A 17,142-nucleotide genomic window follows, 5' to 3' on the forward strand; every position below is an offset into this window, starting at 1 on the left:
ATCTCCTAGTAGTTAATAATTTTTCCTTCATTGTAAATTATTGGCTGTTAAGAGACAATAGGCAAAAAGTATGATATTTAAAGCAATTGCAATTATAGGTAATATTTGAGAAAATGAGGACAAGTACTTGCTAGAAATTAGATGGAGAAAAGATGCTAAAAAAAATTGACCGGGCCTATAATATTTTAGAAAATGAGCTATCAAGCCTTGCCTGTCCAAAATGTGGGGAAGATTTTGTTCTCTCAAGATACAGTTTGAAGTGTAAAAATAATCATAATTTTGATATCAATAAGAAGGGTTATGTTAATTTTTTAAGCCACAAGGTCGTTGAGAATTATACTAAAGATATGTTTATTCCGCGGGGGCAGATGATTCAGGCTGGCATGTATGCACCCATGCTTGCTTGGATTAAGAGCCATCTTGTGGGCACAAGCCTTTTAGATATCGGCTGCGGGGAGGGTTCTTTCATCAATCTTTTAGACTTTGAGGGATCAAATTTTGCCTTTGATATTGCCCGTGACGGGATAAGTCTTGCGACCAACCAGGAGCTTGCGGCCTTTTGGGCCATTGCAGATTTAACTCGCCTGCCCTACAAAAATAAGTCCATTGATAATTTATTAAATATTTTTACCCCCAGTAATTATCAAGAGTTCAACCGAGTAATGAGCGTGCGTGGTCAGCTTATCAAGGTTATCCCAGATAGGTTTTACCTAAGGGAACTTAGGGAGGCTTACGGTCTCCCTCTTGATTATGATAATAGGCTTGTCCTTGAAAAATTTAAGAATAATTATCAGGAAGTGGAAGAAAAGGAGCTCTCTTATACCTTTGATATTCCTGAGAATCTGAGACTTGCCTTCTTGGAAATGAGCCCCCTTGAGTGGCAGGTGGATCAAGAAACCAAGGACCGAGTCCGAAAGAATCCACCAAAAACAGCCACAGTCCATGTTAAGATTCTTGTGGGAAGGGATTTTAGGTAGTAATTTAGTTTCTATTAAAAAATGGCACGATTTTTTGTGCCATTACTTTTATTGAAAAAATAAATTAAAGCGCTTACAATAGTAGTAGAAAAACTATTTATAACATAAAAGGAGGATCTTTTAATGAATAAAGAACCACAATCTTTAAAGATTAAGATTCAAAAATTGGGAACAGCTTTATCGAATATGGTAATGCCAAATATTCCTGCTTTAATAGCTTGGGGAATATTGACCGCATTATTTATACCAGATGGTTGGATTCCAAATAAAGAATTTAATAATATGGTAGGCCCTATGCTTGCTTATCTGATTCCTATTTTAATTGCCTATACGGCAGGAAAAAATATTTATGATCATCGTGGTGGAGTAGTTGGTGCCATTGGTGCTTTTGGGGCAATTACTGTAGCACAAGTCGGTGCCGGAATTCCTATGATCCTTGGAGCTATGATTATTGGGCCTCTTGGCGGTTGGATGATAATGAAATTTGATAAATGGGCTCAGCCAAAAGTTAAAGCAGGATTTGAAATGCTGGTTAATAATTTTTCAGCTGGGATTATCGGATTTCTTTTGTCCCTTGTTTCTTATTTAGCTATAGGTCCAGCTGTAGAGGCTTTAACAAATATCATGGCTAAAGGTGTTGATACTCTGATAAATGCTCATCTGATTCCACTTGCTAACGTTTTTATTGAACCAGCAAAAATTCTTTTCTTAAATAATGCTATCAATCATGGAATTTTGACACCCTTGGGCACTGAGCAAGCTCAACAAACTGGAAAATCATTACTTTTTCTACTAGAAGCAAATCCTGGGCCTGGTTTGGGTATTTTACTCGCATATATGTTTTTTGGTCGAGGATCTGCAAAGGCTACAGCACCAGGAGCAGCAATTATTCACTTCTTTGGTGGGATACATGAAATTTATTTTCCATATGTAATGATGAAACCTTCTCTTTTCTTAGCAGTAATTGGTGGTGGTGTAGCAGGTACAGCTATTAATTCTACTTTGGGTGCAGGGCTTCGCGCTCCAGCAAGTCCAGGATCAATTATTGCAATTTTAGGAATGACTCCCAAAGGAGCAGGTAGCTTTATAGCCGTTATTTCAGGTATTTTAGGAGCAGCAATTGTATCGTTTTTAATAGCTTCATTAATTCTTAAACGGGATAAAAGTGAAGAATCTGAAGATGAATTTGAAAAAGCTAAGGACAAGGTTAGTTCAAGCAAAAATAGAGGAAAAGAAAGTGATAGTCTTTCAAACCCATCATCTATTAAACATATAATATTTGCATGTGATGCTGGTATGGGGAGCTCTGCTATGGGGGCAAGTATTCTTCGAGATAAGGTCAAAAAAGCAGGCTTGGATATTGATGTTACTAATCTTGCTATTGCTAACCTTAAAGATAACAGTGATACCCTTATTGTTACCCAAAAAGAACTTAATCCAAGAGCACGTACGATGGCACCTAGTTCACAAACTGTATGGGTTTCAAACTTCTTAAATAGCCCTAAATATGATGAGATAGTTACGGATCTTTTGGGTCAAAAAAAAGTTAATGAGGAATCTCAGATTATAAAAAAATCTGAACCAGTATCAAATATGTCAAAAATTGATGTAAAAAGGGTGATTTTTGCTCATGATGGTAAGTCATATGGAAGTACTACCATGGGGAAAACAATTTTTGAAGCAATTTTAAAGAATAATAATTTGAATGTTCCAGTTATAAGTGTTGATTTTTCAGAATTAGGAACCTACAACCAAGATGATAGTCTAATAATTTCTAAGGACAAATGGGAAAAAATTATTGAAGACCGTACTCCTAAAGCACGCCACCTGGGCGTTGATAGTTTAGTAACTACGCCAGAATATGATAAAATAATTGAAAGAATTAAAAAATAAGGCGGTTTTACTATGATGATGACGGATCGAGAACAAAAATTGATTGAAGCTTTAAAAAAATCAGAAGTTCTTACAATTGATGATATGCTCTCGGTAACTGAAACGAGTAGAAGGACCTTGTATCGGGATCTTGAAAGTATTCAAGAAACTTTAAGTGAAATAGGTTTGATTTTAAGAAGGGAGAAGGATGGATATTCTCTTGAAGGTGATTTAGAGAAACTTAGTCCTTCAAAAAGTATAAAGATTTTAGATGCCAGGGAGAGAAGGCTTGTTATAATAACCCTTTTGTTACTAGAAAATAGGTTAATCAATGAACTTCTTGGAATTCTTGGAATAACAAAGCCTACCTTGACTAAGGATTTAAAATTTATTGAGGAAGTTTTAAATATTAATGGGGCATCTTTAAAAAGAGGAAAGAAGCTTAGTATCAGTTGTAATGTTGACATTAAAAGAAAAATTTTAGTGGGTATAATATTTGAAACAACAAGTCCACTTGAATTTTTCAAATTTAATGATGAAAAGATTGATAATCCAATTTTAATTTTGTTGGATATGAAGAAGGTGCAAACTATTAATCAAGCTTTCCAAAATGTAAATTTGGAACTCCCGGATAGGGTTGAGCTAATTATCCGTCTCTATTTTTTAAGTATGATTATTATTCCTGGAACACTTGAGCAGGTTGGAAGAGCCAGTAATGATGCCCTTAAGATTAATGGTGAAATCAGTAGTAATCTCCCTTTTAAAATTACAGAGAATGATAGGATGTATTTGTCTCAAATTATTGATTTGGCGTATGATAGGGATACTTTTGGCCTCTTTATGAGTGGTAGGATTAACACTGATTTTTCTTATAAAATCAGCAAGTTTATAAATCTTATGAGTCAGGAATTTTCAATTGATTTTGAGCGTGATAGAAAATTGTTTGACCTATTAAAGGCCCATATGAGAATGACATTGCTTCTCCCTACATTCCTAGAAAATGTTCAAGATAGGCAATTGATTTCTCAAATTAAAGATGAGAATGAAGAAATATTCTTAGCTGTTGGCCGGAACTTAAAAAAGATTTTTGAAAGGTCCTTCTCAATGCGAGAAATAGCTTATATCACCCTTCACCTTGTTTCAACTCTCGAAAGAAGTGGAAATGTTTTGCCTCTTCGTTCTTTATTAATAACATCAAGTGGTATTGTGACAACAGAGCTTCTTTCTCGCAGTATAAGGACTCAATTTCCATTTGTTAAGGAAATTGACATCATACAAGCAACAAAGGTTAGTAGCTGCAATCTTTATGAGTATGATGTCTTATTTTCGACTGAAGATTTGGAATGTCAATTTGATTATATTAAGATTAATGAGATTTTAGATGTTAGAAATTTTGGTGAAATTTCTGTAAAACTTAGGGAAATTCAAAGAACTGTCAAAAGGAAAAGTTTACCCCCTAAGAAAATAAGAACTTTTTCAGATTTCTCGGAGTTTTTTAGAATAAGTTCTGATATTTTAGAAAATTTTAAGTTGGGTAAAATTTATGGGGCTACTAATCTTTATGAGTTGACAAATATTGTTGGAGAAATGTTATCTCCAGAAGTTTCTGCAGATGGAGAGTCTTTAAGTAAACTTATTTATGATAGGTTTCAGAAAACACCTTTTGGAATTCCTGAAACAAATATGGCGCTTTTACACGGGGCTAGTGATATCGTCAAGAAACCACATTTTGAAATTTTAGACATTGATCAAGCCATTGAGCTTCTTGGAATGGATAAAAAAAAGATTAAGGCGACACGTGTTATCGTATTTTTAGCTCCTAAAGAAATCAGTGAGGTAACACGTTCATTATTAGGAAAAATATCAAGTTCTATTATTGAAAATAAACTTTACATGGCAATTTATAACTCGGGCAACTACGATGTTATTTATGAACTTTTAAATCAAATTATTACTGATAGTTTGAGAGAATATGAGGATTAGTATGGAAATAAGAAAAGACATGGTGAAATTGAATAAAAATTTTACTGATAGTGATGATGCAATTAGGTATTGTGGTGAAATTTTATACGAGAAAGGTTTTGTTCAATCTAATTATATTGAATCTATGATTGAGAGAAATAAGGAACTTTCTGTATACATGGGTAATTTTATTGCAATACCTCATGGTACTGACCAAGCTAAGAAGGAAGTGATTAAAAGTGGGATTACGGTTGTTCAGGTTCCTGGAGGAGTCAATTTTGGAACGGAAGAAAATCCTAAGGTGGCAACTATCCTTTTTGGTATTGCAGGTATTGGCGATGAACACCTCGAGCTGATACAGAAGATTTCAATCTTTTGTAGTGATGTTGATAATGTTGTCAGGCTTGCAGATGCTCAAAGCGTGGATGAAGTTATTGAATGTTTCGATTTTGATATTTAGGAGGTAATTATGAAAAAGGCAGTACATTTTGGGGCAGGAAATATTGGTCGTGGATTTATTGGTGAAATCTTACATAAAAACGGATTTGAAATTATCTTTGTTGATGTTAATGAAAAAATTATTAATGCATTAAATAGTCGCCATGAGTACGAAATTGAACTTGCTGAGGAAGGTTTATCAAAAATTAGAGTTGATCATGTTTCAGGAATTAACAATGGAACTCATCCAATTGAAGTAGTCAATGCTATTAAAGAAGCTGATATTGTAACGACTGCTATTGGTCCTAATATCCTTCCCTTCATTGCAGAGTTGATAGCTGAGGGTATTAAAGGCCGTAGAGCTGAGTTCTCTCAAATACCTCTTGACATTATTGCTTGTGAGAATATGATTGGTGGAAGTGAATTTTTAGCTGAAAAGGTTATCCCCTTCCTAGATGAGGACGATCGTACTTATGCTGAAGAATATATTGGTTTTCCAAATGCCGCTGTTGATCGAATTGTTCCTAATCAGACCCATGAAGACCCACTTTACGTGGTTGTTGAACCTTTCTCTGAGTGGGTTATCGACAAAAGTCAGATGAAAAATCCAGACTTGAAGATTAGAGGAGTTCATTATGCAGAAAATTTAGAACCATTTATTGAAAGGAAACTATTTTCAGTAAATACTGGACATGCGACAGTCGCCTATAATGGTGCTTATTATAATTTTAAGACAATTGATGAAGCCCTAGAAGATGAGCGTGTTCTTACAGCTTTGAAGGGAGTTCAGAAAGAGACTAGGGCTCTTCTTCGAGCAAAATGGGACTTTGATGAATCAGGTCTTGAGGATTACCACGATAAAATTATTGCCCGCTTTGCAAATCCGCATATCACAGACGAAATTACTCGTGTAGCAAGAACCCCTATCAGGAAACTTGGTTACAATGAACGTTTTATTCGTCCGATTAGGGAATTATTAGAACGTGGTCTTGATTATTCAAATCACTTGGCTACAGTTGGAAAAATTTTTATTTATAATGATTCAGAAGATAGTCAAAGTTTAGAACTTCAAGAAAAATTGAAATCAGATAATTTATCTAAGGTAGTCAAAGAAGTTACAGGTCTTGAAGATAACCATCTTATTAATCAACTTGTTGAATCAGTTAAGAAAAATAAAAGGTAGTATCAATCAAAGGCTCCTTTCTTAGATTGGTAGTGATGTCAAAAAAATTATAGATACCAAAGATTTTCCAGGATAATTTACGCATTTTAGATAAATTTGTGATAAAATAGCCATGTATGGGCCCTGGGTCCAAAAAAATTATAAAAGAGGTATGACCATGTCACGTAAACCAATTATCGCTGGTAACTGGAAAATGAACAAAACTTTAGCAGAAGCTAATAAATTCGTTGAAGAAGTTAAAAACAAAATTCCTTCATCAGAGCTTGTTGACACTGTAATCGGAGCTCCTGCCCTTTTCCTAGCTTCAATGGCTGAAGGACGTAAAGGAACTGACCTTAAACTTTCTGCACAAAATTCTTTCTGGGAAAATGCTGGTGCCTTCACTGGTGAAAACTCTCCAGCTGCAATCGCTGACCTTGGTGTTGAATACATCATCATCGGACACAGCGAACGTCGTGAGTACTTCCACGAAACTGACGAAGATATCAACAAAAAAGCGAAAGCAATCATCGCAAATGGTTTAACTCCAATCGTTTGTTGTGGTGAAACTCTTGAAACTTTCGAAGCTGGTAAAACTGCTGAGTGGGTTGAAGGACAAATCACTGCTGCCCTTAAAGACCTTACTCCTGAACAAGTTTCAAACCTTGTAATTGCTTATGAACCAATCTGGGCTATCGGTACTGGTAAATCAGCTACTTCAGAAATTGCTGACAACACTTGTGGAGTTGTTCGTGCAACAGTTGAAAAACTTTACGGTAAAGAAGTATCAGACGCTGTTCGTATCCAATACGGTGGATCAGTTAACCCATCAAACGTTGTTGAATACATGAGCAAAGAAAACATCGACGGAGCACTTGTTGGTGGAGCATCTCTTGAAGTTGACTCATTCTTAGCATTACTTGACTTCGTAAAATAATTCGACAAAAAAACTGACGAGATCGTCAGTTTTTTTATTTAGATACTTGATAAATTTAATTGATAAGACCAGCTATATTATGACTATATAATAAAGAAAACCTAGCCTGAATTTTATAGGTATCGGACCAGGTTTTTAATTTTTTTGTAGAAATTTCTTGGCCAAAAGAATTAAGGAGAAGCTTCCTAGAAAAGCTAGGGGAAGACTTAAAAAAACTGGTAAGACCATTAAAAATAGGTAGTTTAAGATGATTAGGCTAAAAGAGAAGAGGGCCATGCTGGCAAAGTGGACCAGCTCCTTTAAGCGGACTTCAACTTCTTTTTCTTCGTGGTCTCTTGGATCAAATTCCCTAATTAATGATTTTTTTTGTTCTGATTTTATTTGGTTATTTTCTTTTAATTTGAATGCATGCATGAGCGGAACCTTTCTATTTCACTAAAAGGATAACATAAATATTAACTTATTAATATTACGAATTCTTTTAGTATTATTACATAAATATTACAATGAAAGTGCAATGAAAACTTATTTTTATTATGTTCAAAAAAATAAATTTATTTTATGATAAATTTTTGTAATATCTGTAATCAAAATTTTGTCTAAGTTGGTCAAAAATGTGTTATATGTATAATTCCTTGGTTATTTTCATGATATAATTGAAAGCTAGGAGAGGTATAATGATAAAAATAACGGCAACTGCTCAAAGTTTTGAGCAGGCAAAAAAATTACTTGATGCAGGAGTTGATACTCTTTACATCGGAGAAGGGGAGTATGGACTTCGCCTTCCCAAAAATTTTACTTGGGCTGAACTTGAAGAAATTACAAAACTAGCTCATGAGAATCAGGCAACTGTTACAGTTGCAGTTAATGCACTAATGCACCCAGACAAGATGCGTAAAATCAAGGACTATCTTGATTTTCTTGAAAAAATTGGAGTGGATCTAATCACAGTTGGAGATGCAGGAGTTATCCATGTCCTTAAAAGGGATGGTTACAAGCTACCTTACTTCTATGACGCATCAACTATGGTAACAAGTGCAAGGCAGGTTAACTTTTGGTCAGAGCATGGGGCCTGCGGGGCTGTTCTTGCAAGAGAGCTTCCAAAGGATGAGCTTAATAGCATGCAAAATCACCTTAAGGTTCCTGGGGAAATCTTAGTCTACGGGGCAACTATTATCCACCAGACCAAGCGTCCCCTCTTACAGAATTACTATAACTTTATAAAATCTGATGAGGATATCACCTATGAACGTGGCCTTTTCCTATCAGAACCAAACGATGAAGAAACTCATTATTCTGTTTTTGAAGATTCACACGGGACCCACATTTTTGCAAGTGATGATGTTGACATGATGAGTGTTTTGGGTGAATTAACAGACATGAATTTCAATCATTGGAAACTTGAAGGGATTTATTGTCCGGGGGATAATTTTGTTGCAATTGCAAAATTATTTATCGAAGCTAGATCTTTAATTGAAGCTCATGTCTTTACAGCTGATAAGGCCTACCAACTTGATGAGGAAGTTCGTAAGCTTCATCCTAGGGGTCGAAGTCTTGGACGTGGTTTTTATGATTTTGCCCCAGACGATATTAAGTAGTAAACAGATTTAATAAAATCAAGGATAAAAATAGAGCTTTTTATCCGCTAAAGTTTTGGTGGGATTTAACTTTCACCTTTTCAAATAGCATATGTAATTTTTTAAAAGAACTTACAATCTTGAAAATTGGAGTAGATAATGTCAAACACAAGAAATTTAAAACGCCCTGAGGTTTTAGCACCTGCAGGGACCTTAGAAAAACTAAAAGTTGCTATCCAGTACGGAGCAGATGCCGTTTATATCGGTGGTGATGCTTATGGCCTGCGTTCAAGAGCTGGAAACTTTACCTTTGAAGAGATGGCAGAAGGAGTTGCCTTTGCCAAAAAATATGGGGCCGAGGTTTATGTGGCAGCAAATATGGTAACCCATGAGGGGAATGAAGAGGGAGCAGGGGAGTTTTTCCGCACCCTGCGTGATATCGGAATTCGTGCGGTTATTGTAAGTGACCCAGCCCTTATTGCCATCTGTGCCGCAGAGGCTCCAGGCCTTCCTATCCACTTATCAACCCAGGCTAGTGCTACCAACTATGAAACACTTGAATTTTGGCGTGAGCTTGGGCTTGAGCGTGTGGTTTTAGCCCGTGAAGTTTCGATGGAGGAGCTTGCTGAAATCAGAAAAAATACAGAGGTTGAAATTGAAGCCTTCGTCCACGGAGCTATGTGTATCTCTTATTCAGGTCGCTGCGTTCTATCTAACTACATGAGCCACCGAGATGCCAACCGCGGTGGATGTTCTCAGTCTTGTCGCTGGAAGTATGATCTCTTTGATATGCCTTACGGGGAAGAGCGTCGCAGCATTGAAGGTCAAATTCCAGAAGAATTCTCTATGTCTGCCGTTGACATGAGTATGATTGAATATATACCTGATATTATTGAAAATGGAGTTGATAGCCTTAAAATTGAAGGACGAATGAAGTCAATTCACTATGTTTCAACTGTTGCCAATGTTTATAAAAAAGGTGTGGATGCTTATCTTGAAAGTCCTGAAGCCTTTGAAGAAATTAAGCCCGCCTTGGTCGATGAGTTATGGAAGGTGGCTCAACGTGAACTTGCTACGGGATTCTACTACGGAACTCCAAGTGAGGAGCAACAATTATTTGGTGCCCGCCGTAAAATTCCAGAATACAAGTTCGTTGGTGAGGTTGTAGACTTTGATGAGGCTACAATGACAGCTACTGTTCGCCAGCGTAATGTAATTACCGCAGGGGATGAAATCGAATTTTATGGACCTGGTTTCCGCCACTTTTCAACCACAGTTGAAAATCTAAGGAATGAAGATGGTGATTTAATTGACCGTGCACCAAATCCAATGGAACTTTTAACAATGACTGTGCCCCAGGCAGTTGTACCAGGAGACATGATTCGTCGCCACGGAGAAGGTCTTATTAATCTCTATCAAAAAGATGGTACCAGCATGACTGTTCGTGCTTAGACAAAAAAAGATGAAGAAGTATTCTTCATCTTTTTTTTATAAACTTTTGTCTTTTTCAATGGTTTTTGAGACTGCATCAATGACTGAGGCTACAAATTTATTTTCCTCCAGGCTAACTATCCCCTCAATTGTTGTGCCCCCAGGGCTTGACACCTTATCAACCAAGGCCCAAGGATTCTCCTTGCTCTGGCTTACCATTTGCCCACTGGCACTTACGGTTTGAGCTACGATTTCTGTTGCCAAATCCTTTGGCATCCCGTAGCGAACAGCAGCTCGACTTAGGGCGTCAATAAAGATGTAGATGAAGGCAGGACTTGATCCAGCAATGGCTGAAAAGGTCTGGAAATCTTTTTCTTCAATTTGGTAGACCTGACCAATACTTGCAAAAATTTCCTTGGTAATAGCGACAAAATCTGGACTAGAAAGCTCATTGGGACAAATGGCCGTGGTACTCTGTGAGATTTCGGCATTAATATTTGGCATAACCCTGATGATTTCTACCTGTTCTTGGATTAGGTCTTGAAGTCTTGCAAGATTTAATCCCGCTGCTATGGAAATTATTTTTTTACCAGCAAGTTCACCCCTGATTTCCTCAATAACCTGGGGAATAATCTGGGGTTTCACGCTTAAAACAATTACATCAACTGATTGGGCCAAGCTTCTATTATCCTCGCAAAAATTAACAGCAAGCTTTTGGGCCAAATCCTTAGTTTTTTCAGAATTACGACTTGAAATTGAGAGGTCAAATCGATTTGAATCAAGTCCTTTGATGATAGCTTGAGCCATCTTACCAGCACCAATAAATCCTACTTTCAAGTTACTACCTCCTATGTCCTAGTAATTTTTGATGGTGTCAACAGTAGTCTTATCCAAGTTTTTGACAATCGCTTGTAGGTAGGCTTGGGCTTGAGCAAAATCATCCAGGTTGAAGATGGTTTGGTGGCTGTGGATGTAGCGGGCACAAACACCAATTGTTGTAGATGGAATTCCATCTCCTTTAAGGTGAGCTGCCCCAGCATCAGTACCGCCTTTTGAAACATAGTACTGCATTTTAATACCCGCATCCCTTGCTGTATCAAGAAGGAATTCCTGCATATTTGGAAGCATGATGTGACCTGGATCAAAGATACGAAGGAGAGTTCCTTGCCCCAAACGACCATCTGCCGTCTTATCAAAGGTATCTTGAGCTGGCGAGCAGTCAACTGCAAAGAATAAATCTGGATTAAACTTGGTAGTTGATACCTGTGCTCCCCTTAGACCAACTTCTTCTTGGACATTGGCTCCTGCAATCAGAGTGTTTGGAAGCTTTTCATCCTTGAGGGCTGATAATAGTTCTGTAACCATTAGACATCCGTAACGATTGTCCCAAGACTTACTGATGACATTTTTCTTATTGGCAGTCAGAATGGTTTGACTTTCAGGGACTACAGGTTGTCCTGGTTTAACGCCATAGGCTACAGCCTCTTTTTTATTAGTGAAACCGCCATCAAAGATAATATCTCCAATTTGAGGAATCTTGGGTCCAGCAGCACCTCTTAAAAGGTGAGGGGGGACACCACCACTTACGACAGGGATTTTTCGACCATCCTTAGTAAAGAGGGTAAAGCGTTGGCCGCTTACAACCAAGGGATTCCAACCACCAAGAGGCACCACCCTAAAGGTTCCGTTTTCTTCAATGCGGCTGACCATAAAAGCAACCTCATCCATGTGGGCTGCGACCATGATTTTAGGAGCATTGGCATCTTCGTTTTCACGAATCCCAAAAATACCGCCTAGGCCGTCAAATTCTACCCGGTCAACAAGAGGTGTAATCTCTTGTTTTAGATAGTCGCGGACAGGACCTTCAAATCCTGGTGCTGCTTGTAATTCCGTTAATGTTTTAATCTTATTAAAAAGTTCCATATAACCTCCATTAATCTATAAGTAACATGATAACAAAAAAATAAAAAATTACCTACCCGTTTACAGTTTATTTTCAGGACTTCTTTCTTTTAGCCTTTAATCTACAATCAAAAGCCAAAGTATGATAGAATAAAGCCACTGAGATTGGTAGGATTTCCCTACTGGTTAGAAAAAATTGGAGGGTGGATTATGAAAACTTCGCGTAAATTAGCCTTAAGTCTTTCAGCAACGCTTGCAGCTGGTCTAGGTCTTTATGCCCTTTATCAGAATAAGGAAGCTCAGAGGCAAAAAGCCTTATTATCCTACGTTAAAGAAGAATTAGTTGATGAAGAAATCAAGGCTTCTTGGCTGATGGATGAGCCTGTTTATGACAATGTTTTTGAAGGTGGTCTTGTTATTGAAAAAGACGACCAGCTTGAAAGTATTGAATTTGAAGTCGATGATGATACCCTTGAAATTACTGAAATTAGGAGGAAATTACTATGATAGTACCAAATTCTTATGAAGAAATCGCAGCTTTTGTTGAAAAAGGTAAAAATGTCTTCTTCTTTACCGCTGATTGGTGTGGGGACTGCCGTTTTATAAAACCAAGCATGCCAGAGATTGAAGAAGAAAATAAGGGATTTACCTTCATTGAAGTTGACAGGGACAAGTACATGGATCTTGCCATTGAATGGGGAATTCTTGGAATCCCAAGTTTTGTTGTAACCAATGACGGTCAAGAGATTGGTCGTTTGGTCAACAAGCAAAGAAAGACCAAGGAAGAAATAAATAAATTTTTAGCAGGAGTTAAGTAAGTGATTGCAGTATATAACCAAAATTTAAAAGATGTTTTAATGTTTATCGTGGCTGACAATGAAGGAGCAGACCTTGATTTTGTCCGTAAGGGTCAAGTTGCTCGCATTTTTAGAGAAGATACGGGTCAAACTGTAGCCTGGAATATCTTTGAAGCATCAAATGTCATTGATATTATCGGTAATGGTCAGGTTGATGTTGAAGGTGAAGATTTAGAAAAAATTAATGCCCTTCTTATGAAGGAAGGATTTGATCAAGTAATTCCTTTTGACGGACAACCAAAATTTGTTGTTGGTGAGATTGTTGACTTAAAAGCACATGAAGACAGTGATCACTTAAATATTGCTCAGGTTAAGATTTCTGATGATGAAAGTGTTCAGATTGTCGCAGGAGCTCCTAATGCTCGTTTAGGTTTAAAAACAATCGTTGCCTTACCGGGTGCCATGATGCCAAATGGTTCCCTAATTTTTGCAGGCGAGCTTCGTGGGGTTCCATCATATGGTATGATGGCAAGCCCAAGAGAGCTTGCTCTTCCAAATGCACCGCAAAAACGCGGAATCATTGAATTGGCTAGTGATGCTCAGGTCGGTGAAAAATTCAATCCAGAAAAACACTGGCAGGGATAAAAAATTAGAACGGTAAAAAGCCGTTCTTTTTTCGTATGTAGGCATGGAGGAAGAAGAAGCTTGTAGTCAAAATAAAAGGGCTTCTTCAAAAAAATAATATGAACAGAAGTATTTTAATTGGCCGCCTAACCGCAAATCCTGATCTGAAAAAGACAGCCAAGGATAGGAGCTTTACCCGCTTTATTTTGGCGGTAAATAGAAAATTTAAGAATGCTCAAGGTGAAAGAGAGGCTGATTTTATTTCCATTGTTGCCTGGGGTAAGTTAGCTGAGCTGATTAGCTCTTATGGGCGAAAAGGTGCCCTTCTGTCAATTGATGGTGAGCTTAGGACCAGCAGTTTTACCAACAAGGAGAATCAAAAGTGCTACCAAACGGAGATTCTGGCCACATCCTTTGAACTCCTTGAAAGTCGTGCCGCTCAAGCCTTAAGGGAAAATAATTTTGACCAAAAAGATTTGGTTTTAGAGGGTGAAGACTTTCCCTTTTAATAGCTAGTAGCCATTGATGAAAAACCTTAAAAATGTTTTAATACACTAATAGAAAAGAAACCATGGGTAAGAAAACATAGGAAAGGTTTGTAATGATAAAAAAACAAGCGATTATTTTTGATATGGATGGCCTCATATTTGATACCGAAAAAGTCTATCATAGAGCTAATAAGGAAGCTGCGAAAACTTTTGGTATTCCCTACAATGATGAAATCTTCTATCGATTCATCGGCTCGAATTACCAAGATGTAATCAATTTTTACCATCAGGAATTTGACTCTGAATTTGGTGAAGAGCAGGTCAATTCTTTTATTTTAGAAGCTGATAGACTGGTAGAAGAATATTTTAGGGCAGGTCTTGTTGAGACCAAGCCAGGGCTTTATGAACTCCTTGACTTTCTTGACCAAAAAGAAATTCCAAGAATCATTGCATCTAGTAGCTCAGCCCAGATAATTGAGCTCCTTCTTGATCGCAGTGACCTTAAGGGGAAATTCCAAGCCTTTGTCTCTTCAGATGACGTCAAAAGAGCCAAGCCTGATCCAGAAATCTTTGAACTAGCCAGTCAAAAATTAGGGCTTGCTAAGGAGGAGATATTGATCCTTGAAGACTCTAAAAATGGCATTCTTGCAGCCAACCAGGCTGGGATTGACGTAATTATGGTTCCAGATATCATAGAGGCTGACGATGAACTTAGGGACTTGACTGAAGCTGTCCTTTTAAGCCTTGATGATTTGGTAGGACTTTGGGCGGAAAAATAAGTATCCTGCTTGACTAAATCTGACTAAAGAATTAGAATATAGATAGTTCTAGCACTCGATTAAGATGAGTGCTAATAAATAATTGGAGGATGTCATGCTAAAACCAATAGGTGATCGTGTTGTTTTACGAGTTAAAAAAGAAGAGGAAAAAAATATAGGTGGTCTTGTCCTTGCAAGCTCGGCTCAAGATAAACCTCAGACAGCAGAAGTTGTAGCAATTGGAAGCGGAAGTCGCACTTTAAATGGCGATTTGATTCCTCCTACAGTTAAGGTTGGTGACCTGGTTGTATTTGAAAAATTCGCAGGTACAGAGGTTAAAATTGAAGAAGAAGCCCTATTGATCCTTCGTGAAGCTGATATTTTAGCAATCGTTGAATAAGAGTTAATAGGACGAGGAGAAGATAAAATGGTAAAAGATATTAAATTTTCATCAGATGCAAGAAGTTCTATGGTGCGTGGAGTCGATATACTAGCGGACACAGTTAAGGTTACTTTGGGTCCAAAGGGTCGCAATGTTGTACTTGAAAAAAGCTTTGGCTCACCTTTAATCACTAATGATGGGGTGACTATCGCAAAAGAGATTGAACTGGAAGATCACTTTGAAAATATGGGGGCAAAACTTGTTTCAGAAGTTGCTTCAAAGACGAATGATATTGCAGGAGATGGTACAACGACCGCTACTGTTCTAACCCAGGCCATTGTGCGTGAAGGGCTTAAAAATGTGACAGCTGGAGCAAACCCAATCGGTATCCGTCGTGGTATTGAAAAGGCAACAGCTGAGGCAGTTAAGGCTATAAAAGAAATTTCAAAACCTGTTAAAGGCAAGGAAGAAATTGCCTCTGTTGCTAGTGTTTCAAGCCGTTCTGAACGAGTGGGTGAATACATTTCAGAAGCCATGGAACGAGTGGGCGAGGACGGTGTAATTACCATTGAAGAATCACGTGGTATGGATACTGAACTTGAAGTGGTTGAAGGAATGCAATTTGACCGTGGTTACCTGTCACAATACATGGTAACAGATAATGAAAAGATGGTTGCAGACCTTGAAAATCCCTACATCCTTATTACTGATAAGAAGATTTCAAACATTCAAGATGTCCTTCCGCTTTTAGAAGAGATTCTTCAACAAAACAGACCTTTATTAATTATCGCAGATGATGTTGACGGAGAAGCTCTACCAACTCTAGTTCTTAATAAGATTCGCGGTACCTTCAATGTTGTTGCTGTAAAGGCACCTGGCTTTGGTGATCGTAGAAAGGCCATGCTTGAAGACATCGCTACCCTTACTGGAGGGGTCGTAATTACTGAAGATCTTGGCCTTGACTTAAAGGATGCAAGCCTTGCCTCTCTTGGTTCAGCTGCCAAGGTAGTTGTAGACAAGGACTCAACAGTTATTGTTGAGGGTGCTGGTAATAAAGACAATATCAGTAACCGAGTTGCTGTCATCCGTTCACAGATGGAGCAAACTACTAGTGAGTTTGACCGCGAAAAACTTCAAGAACGTCTGGCAAAATTATCAGGTGGTGTTGCTGTAATTAAAGTCGGAGCTGCCACTGAGACTGAACTTAAGGAGATGAAACTTCGAATCGAAGACGCCCTTAATGCAACTCGAGCTGCAGTTGAAGAAGGAATTGTAAGTGGTGGAGGAACAGCTCTTGTATCTGTTATTCCAGCAGTTGCTGCCCTTGAGCTTGTTGGTGACGAGGCAACAGGCCGCAATATCGTCCTTCGTGCCCTTGAAGAGCCGGTCCGCCAAATTGCTATCAATGCTGGTTATGAAGGTAGTGTTATCATTGATCGTCTTAAAAATAGTGAAGGTACCACAGGTTTCAATGCTGCCACTGGTGAGTGGGTTGATATGCTTGAAGCAGGAATTGTTGACCCTGCCAAGGTAACACGTTCTGCCCTTCAAAATGCAGCAAGTGTTGCCAGCCTAATTCTTACAACTGAAGCTGTTGTAGCCAATAAACCAGAAGCTGAAATGCCAAACCCTGCTATGGGAATGGACCCATCAATGATGGGTGGTATGATGTAGTTATTAGTTGGTCTAAGATTAATCAACTTTTAAAAATAAAAATCCTGCAGACAAGATTTATTGCTGCGGGATTTTTTTATTTTAAAAATATAGTATTTAAGGGCAGAATGAATGCTTGGTTTTTGAGATTAGATTTATAAGTTAATGATATGTTATAATTA

At 37.8% G+C, this 17,142-nt stretch carries 18 protein-coding genes; 15 read left to right on the plus strand and 3 right to left on the minus strand.

What is annotated here, in order from left to right:
• Positions 1–152: 152 nt before the first annotated feature.
• From OZX68_01655 to tpiA, 6 genes are all read left to right on the plus strand, one after another.
• Positions 153–977, plus strand: coding sequence for a methyltransferase domain-containing protein (locus OZX68_01655; GenBank protein ID WEV60975.1), 825 nt, complete (start codon positions 153–155; stop codon positions 975–977).
• A gap of 123 nt (positions 978–1,100) precedes the next feature.
• Positions 1,101–2,870, plus strand: a complete 1,770-nt coding sequence (locus tag OZX68_01660) for a PTS mannitol transporter subunit IICBA (GenBank protein ID WEV60976.1) — start codon at positions 1,101–1,103, stop codon at positions 2,868–2,870.
• Between the two features lie 12 nt (positions 2,871–2,882).
• Complete coding sequence (locus OZX68_01665) at positions 2,883–4,832, plus strand: PRD domain-containing protein (GenBank protein WEV60977.1); 1,950 nt, start codon at positions 2,883–2,885, stop codon at positions 4,830–4,832.
• Position 4,833: 1 nt separating this feature from the next.
• Positions 4,834–5,271 carry a PTS sugar transporter subunit IIA gene (locus tag OZX68_01670; protein WEV60978.1) on the plus strand — a complete coding sequence of 146 codons (438 nt, stop codon included), beginning with the start codon at positions 4,834–4,836 and terminating at the stop codon, positions 5,269–5,271.
• 9 nt (positions 5,272–5,280) lie between these two features.
• Complete coding sequence (locus OZX68_01675) at positions 5,281–6,432, plus strand: mannitol-1-phosphate 5-dehydrogenase (protein WEV60979.1); 1,152 nt, start codon at positions 5,281–5,283, stop codon at positions 6,430–6,432.
• A gap of 157 nt (positions 6,433–6,589) precedes the next feature.
• Positions 6,590–7,348 (plus strand): triose-phosphate isomerase, encoded by a 759-nt coding sequence (gene tpiA / locus OZX68_01680; protein ID WEV60980.1) that lies wholly within the window; start codon positions 6,590–6,592, stop codon positions 7,346–7,348.
• 135 nt (positions 7,349–7,483) lie between these two features.
• On the opposite strand, the gene OZX68_01685 is transcribed toward tpiA, so the two are convergent.
• A complete protein-coding gene (locus OZX68_01685) occupies positions 7,484–7,762 on the minus strand; it encodes a DUF3270 family protein (protein WEV60981.1) in 279 nt (92 codons plus the stop codon).
• A gap of 263 nt (positions 7,763–8,025) precedes the next feature.
• Between OZX68_01685 and OZX68_01690 the strand changes: the two genes are divergently transcribed.
• Complete coding sequence (locus OZX68_01690; GenBank protein ID WEV60982.1) at positions 8,026–8,946, plus strand: U32 family peptidase; 921 nt, start codon at positions 8,026–8,028, stop codon at positions 8,944–8,946.
• Between the two features lie 138 nt (positions 8,947–9,084).
• Positions 9,085–10,377, plus strand: a complete 1,293-nt coding sequence (locus tag OZX68_01695; GenBank protein WEV60983.1) for a U32 family peptidase — start codon at positions 9,085–9,087, stop codon at positions 10,375–10,377.
• Between the two features lie 36 nt (positions 10,378–10,413).
• Here the strand turns inward: OZX68_01695 and proC are convergent, their stop codons facing one another.
• Together proC and pepA are read right to left on the minus strand one after the other, a co-directional pair.
• Positions 10,414–11,193, minus strand: a complete 780-nt coding sequence (gene proC / locus OZX68_01700; protein WEV60984.1) for a pyrroline-5-carboxylate reductase — start codon at positions 11,191–11,193, stop codon at positions 10,414–10,416.
• Positions 11,194–11,211: 18 nt separating this feature from the next.
• On the minus strand, positions 11,212–12,279 hold the full coding sequence (gene pepA, locus OZX68_01705) for a glutamyl aminopeptidase (GenBank protein WEV60985.1): 1,068 nt from the start codon (positions 12,277–12,279) through the stop codon (positions 11,212–11,214).
• Between the two features lie 189 nt (positions 12,280–12,468).
• Between pepA and OZX68_01710 the strand changes: the two genes are divergently transcribed.
• The 7 genes from OZX68_01710 (at position 12,469) to groL (ending at position 16,981) form a co-directional block, all read left to right on the plus strand.
• Positions 12,469–12,765: a hypothetical protein gene (locus tag OZX68_01710; protein WEV60986.1), complete on the plus strand. Its 297-nt coding sequence runs from the start codon at positions 12,469–12,471 to the stop codon at positions 12,763–12,765.
• Complete coding sequence (locus OZX68_01715; GenBank protein ID WEV60987.1) at positions 12,762–13,076, plus strand: thioredoxin family protein; 315 nt, start codon at positions 12,762–12,764, stop codon at positions 13,074–13,076. The genes OZX68_01710 and OZX68_01715 overlap by 4 nt, the downstream gene beginning before the upstream one ends.
• The gene (locus OZX68_01720) at positions 13,077–13,700 is read left to right on the plus strand and encodes a DUF4479 and tRNA-binding domain-containing protein (GenBank protein WEV60988.1); all 624 of its coding nucleotides are present in this window, start codon (positions 13,077–13,079) and stop codon (positions 13,698–13,700) included.
• A gap of 98 nt (positions 13,701–13,798) precedes the next feature.
• Positions 13,799–14,188, plus strand: a complete 390-nt coding sequence (locus OZX68_01725) for a single-stranded DNA-binding protein (GenBank protein WEV60989.1) — start codon at positions 13,799–13,801, stop codon at positions 14,186–14,188.
• Between the two features lie 92 nt (positions 14,189–14,280).
• Positions 14,281–14,946 (plus strand): HAD family phosphatase, encoded by a 666-nt coding sequence (locus OZX68_01730; GenBank protein WEV60990.1) that lies wholly within the window; start codon positions 14,281–14,283, stop codon positions 14,944–14,946.
• A gap of 94 nt (positions 14,947–15,040) precedes the next feature.
• Positions 15,041–15,325 carry a co-chaperone GroES gene (gene groES / locus OZX68_01735; GenBank protein WEV60991.1) on the plus strand — a complete coding sequence of 95 codons (285 nt, stop codon included), beginning with the start codon at positions 15,041–15,043 and terminating at the stop codon, positions 15,323–15,325.
• A 27-nt stretch (positions 15,326–15,352) separates the two neighbouring features.
• Positions 15,353–16,981 carry a chaperonin GroEL gene (groL, locus tag OZX68_01740; protein ID WEV60992.1) on the plus strand — a complete coding sequence of 543 codons (1,629 nt, stop codon included), beginning with the start codon at positions 15,353–15,355 and terminating at the stop codon, positions 16,979–16,981.
• Positions 16,982–17,142 lie beyond the last annotated feature (161 nt).

It is taken from the genome of Streptococcaceae bacterium ESL0729 (assembly GCA_029391995.1).
Classification (GTDB): Bacteria; Bacillota; Bacilli; order Lactobacillales; family Streptococcaceae; genus Floricoccus.